Genomic DNA, 10601 nt, shown 5'->3' with positions numbered 1-10601 from the left:
GCCGCCGGTGCCGGTGGGTCGGGCACCGACGGCGGCGCGAGCGGAACAAACGGCACCGGAGGCGTGGGCGGTACCGGTGGAACGGGCGGCAACGGCGGCGTCGGCCAAGCCGGCGGATCTGGCTCATCGGGCGTCAACGGCGGCCAGGGCGGTGGCGGCGGTGCCGGCGGCCAGGGCGGTGACGGTGGCGCAGGTATCGGCGGGGTCGGCGGCGGTCAGGGCGGCCAGGGCGGTGTCGGTGGCCACGGTGGCCAAGGCGGCGTCGGCGGAACCAATACCGGAACGCCCGGCGACGAGGGCGGGGGCGGCGGCCGAGGCGGCGTCGGCGGCGCGGCCGGTACTGGTGGCTCCGGAACGGACGGCGGCGCGGCCGGAGCCAACGGGACCGGAGGACAAGGCGGCACCGGCGGCAATGGCGGCACCGGTAGTACAGGAAAAGCGGGCAACTCTGGCGCCTCGCCCTCCCAGGGTGACCAGGGCGGCCGGGGCGGCCGAGGCGGTGTCGGGGGGGCCGGCGGCACCAACACCGGTATCGGGGTCAACGCCAGTGGCGCCGACGGCGGTAGAGGAGGCAACGGCGGTGATGCCGGCGCTGGTGGTCGGGGCACCGACGGCGGCGCGCTAGGCGCGAACGGTAGTGGGGGCCAAGGCGGCGCCGGCGGCAAGGGCGGCGCGGGTGGTGCCGGTCAAACGGGCACGACGAGCAGCACGCCCACCGCCGGTGGCCAGGGCGGCCCGGGCGGCGGCGGTGGGCGAGGCGGTGCTGGTGGTGCCGGCATCGGCGGGGTCGGCGGCGGCCAGGGTGGGCAGGGCGGCGCCGGCGGCAACGGCGGTGCCGGCGGCAACGGCGGCAGCAATACCAACCTCGCCGGCGGCGGCGGTGTCAAAGGCGGCCAGGGCGGTGCCGGCGGCAGCGCGGGCGCCGGCGGCGACGGTGGCAGTGGCAACGGCAGCGGAGGAACGGGTGGCGCCGGGGGAGCCGGCGGAACCGGGGGACGCGGCGGCAACGGAAACCTCACTGGCGATGGCGGTGTCGGCGGAGCTGGTGGAACCGCGGGCGCCGCAGGCGCCGGCGGGCGCGGCAACGGCATGGGCAGCGGCGGCACCGGCGGCATCGGCGGCGATGGCGGCGACGGTGGCAACGGCGGCACTGGGGGTGGCGCAGACGGCAAGAAAGGCGCCGGCCAGGGCGGCAGCGGCGGCGCCGGGGCGGTGGGTGCAGCCGGCGGATCCGGCGGCAGCTCGGACTCGGGAACCGGTGGCACCGGGGGAGCAGGCGGTGGCGGCGGGAACGGTGGCACCGGTGGCGCCACAGGAAGTGGCCGTCCGGGCAGCGTTGGTACCGAAGGTGGCAATGGCAGTCCCGGCAACGGACCCAATGGCCGCACGGGTGGCACCGGCGGGGCCGGGGGAACCGCCGGAGCGGCCGGCGCAGGTGGGTCCACCGGTGCCGGCGATCCCGCCCAAGCTTCTGGCGGCTGAATTACCTCGGTGTTCGACGGTCTCGCTGAGACACGCACCTAAGGCTTGATCGTCGAGGCAATCTGTCGAGGGATGTAATTCAGCAGTTCGGGCACGGCGCCGCCGAATTGCGTGTCGCCGTAGCTCAGGGTGATGGGGATGGTAGTAAGGCCCGCGGGGATGTGGATCGTCGCCGAAATCGGTTGCGGCTGAGCCAGAATCCCGTAGAAGGGCAAGTGCGCAACGACCGGCGTGTTGGCGCCGATGGTGGGAAATGGCGGAATAACCACCGTCTCGGTCACTGGAATTGTCAGGTCGATGATGGTTTCGCCGTTGAGGAACCCGTCGGCCACGTAGGCCGGCATGCCGACGAGCGCACCCGCGGCTCCCACGGCGTCGCCGGCCCGTAGCGCCGTCCCGAACGCCGTCGCGCCCGTCGCCAACCCGTCGACGGTGGCGATGGGCGGCCCGATCAGCGCAAAGCCCAGCGAAGGTACGGCCGTACTGACCGCGTCGAAGAGGTTCTGCGTCATCTGTCGGGGGATGGAGCCCGCGGGAAACGAGTTGATCAGGTCCTGCTGCTGCCCGGCGGCGACGTCCATGATCGGGAGCAGGTCTCCGGCCGGGCCATGGATGATGATTTCCGACGCGTTGCGTAGCTCGACTCCGTCGAGGAAGAGGTGGATCAGCGCGCGTGGCACCCCGGCCACCGCTCCGTGATAGTCACCGGTCAATATCGCCTGGCCAGTCATCCCCAGGTCGGACCCAAAGGTCGGGAAGTTGGCTTGAAGGTCGTAGACCGCGTTACCCAGTGAGGTGGTGACGACTTGCGCGTACCCGACTTGCTTGTTCAGGTAGGCCTGGGTAGCCGCGATTGGGTCGAAGCTCAAAGTGGCCTGGATGGTGGTTTGGATTTGCGACGGCAGCGCCGCCAATTCGGCGGGCAGGTTTTGAACGGTGTTTGCCAGGTCCGTGGCGATCAGCTGCGCGTACCCCTGCTGGTTGCTGATGACCTGTTGCAGCGCCGGGAATGGCTGGGCGACCCAGTTACCGATGATGGTTTGCAGGTTGGCGCTGGTATTCGAGAACAGAGCTTGATAGGGGCCCACGACAGGTCCTGAACCGCCGGTCTGGCTGGGCCCGAATATCCCCGCCAATAGTGATCCCGGGTTTCCGCTGATGAACGAGGAAATGACGGACCCGATCTGCTGGCCGGCGCCATTGAAGATTCCCGTGGGTGCTCCGCCGCCGGTGATCGGGCCAAGCCCGCCGGGGTTGGCCGGAACCCAGCCGTCGAGAATGCCGGCCGCTGTTGGTGCCGCCGGGTTCACGGCGGCCGCCAGGCCGTTGTGGGCGTTGGTGATCTCGGCGTTGAGGTAGGCGCCGGCGGCGCCGTTGAGCAAGCGAACAAACTCGTCGTGAAACGTCGTCGCCTGGGCGCTCAAGGCTTGAAATTGTTGTCCGTAGCTGCCGAACACGCGTGAAAGCGCAATCGATACTTCGTCAGCGGCCGCCGCCGCCAGGCTGGTCGTGGGGCCTGACGCCGCCCCCCGCGCCCGCGACAGCGTGGAACCAATGCCCGCTAAGTTCTCGGCCGCATCGGTCACTGCCTCCGGCGCAGTGAACAGAAACGACATTACGACGACCCCCTCGATTGACCCCGGACCCAAGAACGTGATCATGCTCTCAGATCAAAAGCCTGCGCGTGCCCAAACCGGTGATTTCACGCACTGGTAACAGCAGCTCACCGTGCGAATCTCCTTGGCGCACAAGCCGCCGACGTCAATGCGGCGCTACCGGGACGACAGCTGCTTCCTCAGGATGTTCGCCAACCTGAGGGCGGCCACGCTCAGCATCCCTTCGACCTCTGGCTGTTGGTCGGGAGGAAGCGTGGCGGCGTCCCGTTGCACGACGGTCACCTGCTGCTGTAACCCCGCAATTCGCCGATTGCGCTCGGCCGGGCTGAAGCTGTCCCAGTTGTCGTCAAGTTCATTGATCTGCCGCAGCAGCTCTTGGACCTCACCTTTGGCGTCGGATCCCGGGATTGGAGGGGGTTGCAACGGGAACAACTGACTCGCCAAAGATTGCGCCGTCACCTCCGCCTGAGCGGGGTTTGCTGCCACCAGCGTGCTGGTTATCAGAACCGCCACAATCATCGCGGTGACTTTCATAGACGGCACGTTGCCGTACACCGCCTGCGAGATCTTTGCAGAACTCTTGCGAAATTCTTGCCCCGGCTGTAGTCAGTGTGCCTAGATCTCGGAATGCCTTGTCCGGGAAGGAAAGTGTGACAAGTACCGACTAGTCTCCCTGGGGCTTTCGGGCGGCCGAGCCTACCGCCGCCGTAAGCGAGGCAAACCCGCCGTCATGCAACCGGCGGGCTATGCCATCGTGAATGTCCTTGGCCCACAAGCCTCCCCCATAGATGAAGCCGGTGTAGCCCTGCAGCAGCGAGGCGCCTGCAGTGATGCGCTCCCAGGCGTCGTCGGCGGTTTCGATCCCGCCCACGCTGATTAGCGCCAACCGGTCACCGACTCGCTCATACAGCCGGCGCAGCACCTCCAGGGCGCGCCGCGCCACCGGCGGGCCCGAAATGCCGCCCGCGCCCAACGCGGCGACGTCCGGTGTGACCAGACCTTCGCGCGACACCGTGGTGTTGGTGGCGACGATTCCGGCCAAGCCCAATTCAACTGCCAGGTCAGCGATTTCGTCGACGTCGGAATCAGAGAGATCGGGTGCAATCTTCACCAGTACCGGTGTCGAGGTCTCCGCGAGGACCGCCGACAGAATCGGCCGTAGCGACTCGACCGCCTGCAGATCCCGCAGCCCGGGCGTGTTCGGCGAGCTGACGTTCACCACCAGATACGACGCCAGCGGGCCGAGCAATCGGGCGCTGGCCCGGTAGTCGTCGACGGCTGCCGCGGGCGGGGTCGCCTTGGTTTTGCCGATATTCACCCCGATCGGGACGTCGGGGGTGTGCCGCGCGAGCCGGATAGCCAGTGCGCCGGCGCCATGGTTGTTGAACCCCATCCGGTTCAGCAGGGCGCGATCGGCGGCCAGCCGAAACATCCGCGGCGGTGGATTGCCCGGTTGCGGATGTGCGGTGACGGTGCCGATCTCGGCGTAGCCGAAACCCAGTGCACCCCAGGTGCCCAGCCCGGTGCCGTCCTTGTCGAACCCCGCGGCCAGGCCCAGCGGCCCGGGGAAGCGCACTCCGAACACCGTGCTGGCCAGCACCGGATCCGTCGGGCCCAGCGCGCGCCGCAGCCGCCGGCGCACCGGCGCACCTGCGGTGGCGCCGCGCAGACCGGCGAACACCAACGTGTGGACGCGCTCGGGCGGGACCAAGAACAGCAGCCGGCGCAGCAGGCCGTACCAACGGTGCTGGCCCGACGGTCCTAAAGCCGTCACAGTTCGGGCTGATCTGGCCGCCGGTTCTCTAAACGAGACTTCTTGCGGCGCAATAAAACTCGCCTGCTGCCGTCGGTGTAGAGACGCACCCGCGTCAGCTCCCAGCCCCGGTACTCCGCCTCGATGGACAACCGGGTGGACGCGCTGAGCCTGGTGACTTCTGGAGGTAGGCGCAACGGCACCCATTCGTACTCGTCGGACATGTCGGTGTCCCAGCCCGCGGGCAGCCGGCTCCACCTCGGCGCACTCACGGACGACCCGCCGCATGCTCGATTACCTGGACCCCGGCGCCGGTCCCCGAGACCACGTACAAGGTGTCGGCCGCTTCGTCGAAGGCCAGCGAGTTGGGTTGCTGCACAGTTGGGTAACGCACCTTTTCCACGGGTATTCCGGTGGACAGATCGTAACCAATAACGATGTTCGACGCGGTCTGGGATACCCAGGCAAGTGCGTGCGAACCGGCTAGCCCGTACGGTGCCCCGCGCACCGGATACGCCTGGCGCAGGATCAGTGGATCGATCCCGTAAACCAGTAGCTGGCCACCGCGCGTGTCGGCCACCAGCACCCTGTTCAGCGGATCGGCGGCCAAGGTGGTCGCACCTTGACCGGCGCGCAGGGCCTGCTGCGCTCGGCCGTCGGCGCCGATCGTCGTCACCGAAGTCTGGCCCCGATCCAGCACGATGGTGGTGTTCCCCTGTGTCACAAGGGCATCCACTCGCGCGAAGATCTTGTTCCGGTTGGCCACCTTCGCTTCGGAGGTGGCATCGGAGGCCAGGGTGTACACGGCGCCGTCGGCGCTGCCCAGCGCCAGCTTTCCGTCGGCGCGGCGTGCGATCGCGGTGAAGTCGATCTGCCCGGCCTCGGTCACACTCACCTGGGCGGCGTGGCCGGAGGACAAGTCGACCGTGACGTAGCCGCCGCGCGCGGCCAGGTAGGCGGTGCCGCGATCGTCGCAGGTCAACGCGGTCGCAGGTACCGGCAATGGAACGATGCGCGGCGGCGCCTGACCGGCGCCGAACAGGCTGAGGCTGGCCGGGCCTGCCGGGTTGGCGCCCGGGCTGAGCACCGCTAACTGGTGTGTGCTGCCGTCGAAGCACGCCGCCTGGGAGTGGCCTGGCAGGGCACGCACCGCGCCGGCCGGTTGCTGCGACACCGGCGGCGACACAGCCGGCTGCGCCGGATCGATCGTCGGGGGAGCGACATTGACCGACATCGACGAACATGCCGTGGTCCACAAAGTCAGAGTCAGCAAACCAAATAAGCCGAAAACCCGGTGGTGTACCGGCAATTTATGCAGATTCAGCAAAGGTAGCCTTCGAATATAGAACATACAAGTCAAACTCTAAAAAACGTTGTCGCATCCAATATGGTCATGTTGCCTCCGTCGCGCGCTACTGGAGAGGTATTCTCGCGGCATGACCGTCACCGCTGACCGTCCTACCGCAGACCACGAGTTTGCTGTCGAAGACATGATTGCGGGGATTTGCGCCAGCGGATACGGGCAAGTCGGTGATGGACGCAGTTTCTCCTTCCACATTGAGCACCGTTCGCTCGTCGTTGAAATTTACCGGCCGCGGCTGGCTGGGCCAGTTCCGCAGGCTGAAGACGTCGTCGCGAAGGCGGTCCGCAGCCTCGTCGACATCGACCTCACCGACGAGCGCAGCCTAACTGCCGCAGTGCGCGACGCGGTCGCGTGCGCCGTTCCGGTGTCGCGCTAGTCACAGCGCCAGTCGCACTGGGTGGCGGCCGTCTCCGATTAGGTACGGTCGTCGTCGTGTCTGCCGTCTCGCCCATGTCCTGGTGGCAAGTCATCGTTCTCGCTGTGATGCAGGGATTGACCGAATTCCTACCGGTGTCGTCCTCGGGACACCTGGCAATCGTGTCGCGGGTCTTCTTCAGTGACGATGCCGGGGCCTCGTTCACCGCGGTCACCCAGCTGGGCACCGAGGCAGCCGTGCTGGTCTACTTCGCGCGCGATATCGTGCGCATCCTCAGAGCATGGTTTGACGGCCTGTTCGTCACCTCGCATCGCAATGCCGACTATCGGCTCGGGTGGTACGTCATCATCGGGACCATCCCGATCTGCATTCTGGGCCTGCTGTTCAAAGACGAGATCCGCTCGGGAGTGCGCAATCTTTGGGTGGTGGCAACCGCGTTGGTGGTGTTCTCCGGGGTGATCGCCCTGGCCGAGTACCTCGGTCGCCAGACCCGCGACATCGAGCACCTCAACTGGCGCGATGCCGTGGTGGTCGGCGTCGCCCAGTGTCTGGCCTTGGTTCCCGGGGTCTCCCGCTCCGGGTCGACGATCAGCGCCGGGCTATTCCTCGGACTCGAACGTGAACTGGCCGCCCGATTCGGCTTCCTGCTCGCCATCCCCGCGGTGTTCGCTTCGGGGTTGTTCTCGTTGCCCGACGCGTTCCATCCGGTAACCGAGGGCATGAGCGCCACCGGGCCGCAGCTGCTGGTGGCCACCCTCATCGCGTTCGTCATCGGCTTGTCCGCGGTGGCCTGGTTTCTGCGTTTTTTGGTGCGGCACAACATGTATTGGTTCGTCGGCTATCGGGTTGCGGTGGGGGCCGCGGTGTTGATCCTGTTGGCGACGGGAACGGTGGCGGCGACGTGACGGTAATCCTGCTTCGGCATGGCCGGTCCAGCTCGAACACGGCCGGAATCCTGGCCGGTCGTTCCGAGGGCGTCGACCTTGACGACAAGGGGCGCGAGCAAGCGGCCGGCCTGATCGACCGGATCGGCACCCTGCCGATCCGGGCGGTGGTGAGTTCGCCGCTGTTGCGGTGCCGCAGCACTGTCGAACCGCTGGCCGAGGCGCTGTGTTTGGCGCCGAGCGTCGAGGACCGGATCGCCGAAGTCGATTACGGCGAATGGACCGGCCGCAAGATCGCCGAATTGGTCAACGAGCCGTTGTGGAAGGTCGTCCAGGCTCATCCCAGTGCGGCGGTGTTCCCCGGTGGCGAGGGTTTGGCGCAGGTGCAGGCCCGTGCGGTGACAGCGGTCCGTGAGCACGACCGGCGGCTGGCCGAGCAGCACGGCGGCGACGCCCTGTGGGTAGCTTGCACGCACGGCGACGTCATCAAGGCGGTGATAGCCGACGCGTATGGCATGCACCTGGACAGCTTCCAACGGGTCACCGCCGATCCCGGCTCGGTGAGCGTGGTTCGCTACACGCCGTTGCGGCCCTTCGTGCTGCATGTCAATCACACCGGCACCGGGCTATCCGCCGGGTTGCGTGCCGCGCCGCCGAAGCCGGAATCAAACGACGAGCCGAAGGACCAGGTGCCGTCCAGCGACGCGGTGGTCGGCGGTTCCACCAACTAGCAATCGCACGGCGCTGGCCTCCGCACGGTATTTTGGAAGTGCCATGGCCCGCGCAATCCACGTCTTCCGCACACCCGACCGCTTCGTGGCCGGGACCGTCGGGCAGCCCGGAAATCGCACCTTTTACATTCAGGCCGCACACGATTCCCGGGTCGTTTCGGTGGTCCTGGAGAAGCAGCAGGTGGCAGTGCTCGCTGAGCGCATCGGAGCGCTGCTGCTTGAGGTCAACCGCCGCTTCGGCACCCCGGTTCCCCCGGAGCCCACCGAGGTCGACGACCTCAACCCGCTGATCATGCCGGTGGATGCCGAGTTCCGGGTCGGCACCATGGGATTGGGCTGGGATTCCGAGGCGCAGACCGTCGTCGTCGAATTGCTGGCCGTCACCGACGCGGAGTTCGATGCCTCCGTGGTCCTAGACGACACCGAGGACGGTCCCGACGCGGTGCGGGTGTTTCTGACACCGGAATCGGCACGCCAGTTCGCTACCCGCTCCAACCGCGTCATCTCGGCAGGACGACCGCCGTGCCCCCTGTGCGATGAACCGCTGGACCCCGAAGGGCACATCTGCGCACGCACCAACGGGTACCGGCGCGATGCGCTGCTCGGGTCCAACGATGACGCCGAGGAATGACGACCGTCAGGTGCTGCGTGACGGCGCGCTGACCGTTCTCGGACGCATTCGATCGGCCAGCAACGCCACGTTTCTGTGCGAGGCGACGCTGGGCGACAGCAGCGTGCACTGCGTCTACAAGCCGGTGTCGGGGGAGCAACCGCTGTGGGACTTTCCGGACGGAACACTGGCCGGCCGCGAGCGCGGTGCGTATCTGGTTTCGGCGCAGTTGGGTTGGAATATTGTGCCCTACACCATCATTCGCGACGGGCCCGCCGGGCCCGGGATGCTGCAGCTATGGGTGCAGCAGCCGGGTGACGCCGTCGATTCCGATCCCCGGCCCGGGCCCGACCTCGTGGACCTGTTTCCCGAAAGCAAGCCTCATCCGGGTTACCTCGCCGTGCTGCGCGCTTACGACTATGCCGGTGACGAGGTCATCCTCATGCACGCCGACGATGTCCGATTGCGGCGGATGGCGGTGTTCGATGTGCTGGTCAACAATGCCGACCGTAAAGGCGGACACATCCTGTGCGCGCTCGACGGCCAGGTCTACGGGGTGGACCACGGGGTCTGTCTGCATGTCCAGGACAAACTGCGCACTGTGCTATGGGGCTGGGCCGGCAAGCCGATCGACGACCAGACTTTGGCAGACGTCGCGCGCTTGGCCGACGCGCTGCGCGGACCGTTGGCCGACGAGTTGACCGGTCAGATCACCAGGGCCGAAATCGCCGCGCTACGCGGGCGCGCGGTCGCGCTGCTGGACAATCCGGTGATGCCCGGACCCAACCGGCACCGTCCCATACCGTGGCCGGCCTTCTAGGGACGGCCTGCCAGGCCGGAATTTGACGTCCGCGATACTGAACCGGTGAGCCCGGCCGCCGACGACGTGACAGACGCAGCGCTGGCCGCCGACCTCGCCGCGGACGCTGGCGAGTTGCTGCTCAAGGTTCGCGAAGAGATCGGTTTCGGCTATCCGTGGGCGCTCGGAGACGCAGGTGACTTCCAGGCAAACGATCTGATACTGCGGCGGTTGCGCGCCGAGCGTCCCGGCGATGCGGTGCTGAGCGAAGAGGCCCACGATGACCTGATGCGGCTGAAGTCCGACCGCGTGTGGATCATCGACCCGCTGGACGGCACCCGCGAATTCTCTACGCAGGGGCGCGATGACTGGGCGGTGCACATCGCGCTGTGGCAGCGCCGGGGCGACGGCCGGCCGGAGATCACCGACGCCGCGGTGGCGTTGCCCGCGCGCGGGAACATGATCTACCGCAGTGACACGGTCACCGCCGACGCAGCGCGCGTTGGCATCCCCAGCACACTGCGGATCGCAGTGAGCGCCACCCGCCCGCCGGCGGTGCTGCACCGCATCCGGCAAATGCTGGCCATTCAACCCGTGGCCATCGGGTCGGCCGGCGCCAAAGCAATGGCGCTGATCGACGGCGAGGTCGACGCCTACCTGCACGCCGGTGGCCAATGGGAGTGGGACTCGGCCGCGCCGGCGGGGGTGGTGCTGGCCGCCGGAATGCACGCGTCGCGGCTGGACGGCTCGCCGCTGCGCTACAACCAACTCGACCCGTATCTGCCCGACTTCGTGATGTGTCGTGCGGAGTTGGCACCGATCCTGCTCGACGCCATCAGGCGGACGTGGCGCTGAACCTGGAGCCTGCGAACCGGCGAGCCTGCGAGCGACCATGATGCACTTTGAAACGCGATATGAGTCCGCTGAATAAGTGAGTTCTTGAAGGTTCGCAGGGCGTTGGCGTGGCGTCTGCAGTTTCGTTGCCGT

At 67.5% G+C, this 10601-nt stretch carries 11 protein-coding genes and 1 pseudogene; 7 read left to right on the top strand and 5 right to left on the bottom strand.

Going from position 1 to position 10601, the window contains the following annotated elements; genetic code table 11:
- Positions 1 to 1482 (top strand): annotated as a pseudogene (locus AWC27_RS30945) (PE family protein); the annotation flags it as partial.
- Positions 1483 to 1520: 38 nt separating this feature from the next.
- On the opposite strand, the gene AWC27_RS10695 reads toward AWC27_RS30945, so the two are convergent.
- From AWC27_RS10695 to AWC27_RS10675, 5 genes are all read right to left on the bottom strand, one after another.
- Positions 1521 to 3098 (bottom strand): PE family protein, encoded by a 1578-nt coding sequence (locus tag AWC27_RS10695; protein WP_085670471.1) that lies wholly within the window; start codon positions 3096 to 3098, stop codon positions 1521 to 1523.
- 156 nt (positions 3099 to 3254) lie between these two features.
- A complete protein-coding gene (locus AWC27_RS10690; protein ID WP_139836895.1) occupies positions 3255 to 3632 on the bottom strand; it encodes a hypothetical protein in 378 nt (125 codons plus the stop codon).
- A gap of 130 nt (positions 3633 to 3762) precedes the next feature.
- On the bottom strand, positions 3763 to 4872 hold the full coding sequence (locus AWC27_RS10685; RefSeq protein WP_085670468.1) for a quinone-dependent dihydroorotate dehydrogenase: 1110 nt from the start codon (positions 4870 to 4872) through the stop codon (positions 3763 to 3765).
- On the bottom strand, positions 4869 to 5075 hold the full coding sequence (locus tag AWC27_RS10680; protein WP_139836897.1) for a DUF5703 family protein: 207 nt from the start codon (positions 5073 to 5075) through the stop codon (positions 4869 to 4871). Before AWC27_RS10680 ends, AWC27_RS10685 begins: the two co-directional genes overlap by 4 nt.
- Before the next feature lie 44 nt (positions 5076 to 5119).
- Positions 5120 to 6085, bottom strand: a complete 966-nt coding sequence (locus tag AWC27_RS10675; RefSeq protein ID WP_245846991.1) for a YncE family protein — start codon at positions 6083 to 6085, stop codon at positions 5120 to 5122.
- Between the two features lie 202 nt (positions 6086 to 6287).
- On the opposite strand from AWC27_RS10675, the gene AWC27_RS10670 reads away from it, so the two are divergent.
- The 6 genes from AWC27_RS10670 to AWC27_RS10645 all read left to right on the top strand — a co-directional run bounded on the left by AWC27_RS10670 (position 6288) and on the right by AWC27_RS10645 (position 10469).
- Entirely contained in the window at positions 6288 to 6590 is a 303-nt protein-coding gene (locus tag AWC27_RS10670; RefSeq protein ID WP_083114573.1) for a hypothetical protein, read from the top strand.
- Between the two features lie 74 nt (positions 6591 to 6664).
- Complete coding sequence (locus AWC27_RS10665; protein ID WP_085670466.1) at positions 6665 to 7495, top strand: undecaprenyl-diphosphate phosphatase; 831 nt, start codon at positions 6665 to 6667, stop codon at positions 7493 to 7495.
- Positions 7492 to 8205 carry a histidine phosphatase family protein gene (locus AWC27_RS10660; protein WP_085670465.1) on the top strand — a complete coding sequence of 238 codons (714 nt, stop codon included), beginning with the start codon at positions 7492 to 7494 and terminating at the stop codon, positions 8203 to 8205. Before AWC27_RS10665 ends, AWC27_RS10660 begins: the two co-directional genes overlap by 4 nt.
- Before the next feature lie 43 nt (positions 8206 to 8248).
- Complete coding sequence (locus AWC27_RS10655) at positions 8249 to 8836, top strand: DUF3090 domain-containing protein (protein ID WP_085670464.1); 588 nt, start codon at positions 8249 to 8251, stop codon at positions 8834 to 8836.
- Positions 8820 to 9635 (top strand): SCO1664 family protein, encoded by an 816-nt coding sequence (locus AWC27_RS10650; protein ID WP_085670463.1) that lies wholly within the window; start codon positions 8820 to 8822, stop codon positions 9633 to 9635. Before AWC27_RS10655 ends, AWC27_RS10650 begins: the two co-directional genes overlap by 17 nt.
- Before the next feature lie 45 nt (positions 9636 to 9680).
- Positions 9681 to 10469 carry a 3'(2'),5'-bisphosphate nucleotidase CysQ gene (locus AWC27_RS10645; protein ID WP_085670462.1) on the top strand — a complete coding sequence of 263 codons (789 nt, stop codon included), beginning with the start codon at positions 9681 to 9683 and terminating at the stop codon, positions 10467 to 10469.
- The last annotated feature ends 132 nt before the right edge of the window (positions 10470 to 10601 follow it).

Source organism: Mycobacterium szulgai (assembly GCF_002116635.1).
GTDB classification, from domain to species: domain Bacteria; phylum Actinomycetota; class Actinomycetes; order Mycobacteriales; family Mycobacteriaceae; genus Mycobacterium; species Mycobacterium szulgai.
The sequence above is the reverse complement of the archived record's forward strand: the minus strand, read 5'-3'. Positions and strand labels throughout refer to the sequence as shown.

What these genes read in the sequence shown, in the direction of transcription:
- AWC27_RS10695 (WP_085670471.1), bottom strand. Translation starts at nt 3,098, where the DNA reads ATGTCGTTTCTGTTCACTGCGCCGGAGGCAGTGACCGATGCGGCCGAG.
- AWC27_RS10690 (WP_139836895.1), bottom strand. Translation starts at nt 3,632, where the DNA reads ATGAAAGTCACCGCGATGATTGTGGCGGTTCTGATAACCAGCACGCTG.
- AWC27_RS10680 (WP_139836897.1), bottom strand. Translation starts at nt 5,075, where the DNA reads ATGTCCGACGAGTACGAATGGGTGCCGTTGCGCCTACCTCCAGAAGTC.
- AWC27_RS10675 (WP_245846991.1), bottom strand. Translation starts at nt 6,085, where the DNA reads ATGTCGGTCAATGTCGCTCCCCCGACGATCGATCCGGCGCAGCCGGCT.
- AWC27_RS10670 (WP_083114573.1), top strand. Translation starts at nt 6,288, where the DNA reads ATGACCGTCACCGCTGACCGTCCTACCGCAGACCACGAGTTTGCTGTC.
- AWC27_RS10665 (WP_085670466.1), top strand. Translation starts at nt 6,665, where the DNA reads ATGTCCTGGTGGCAAGTCATCGTTCTCGCTGTGATGCAGGGATTGACC.
- AWC27_RS10655 (WP_085670464.1), top strand. Translation starts at nt 8,249, where the DNA reads ATGGCCCGCGCAATCCACGTCTTCCGCACACCCGACCGCTTCGTGGCC.
- AWC27_RS10650 (WP_085670463.1), top strand. Translation starts at nt 8,820, where the DNA reads ATGACGCCGAGGAATGACGACCGTCAGGTGCTGCGTGACGGCGCGCTG.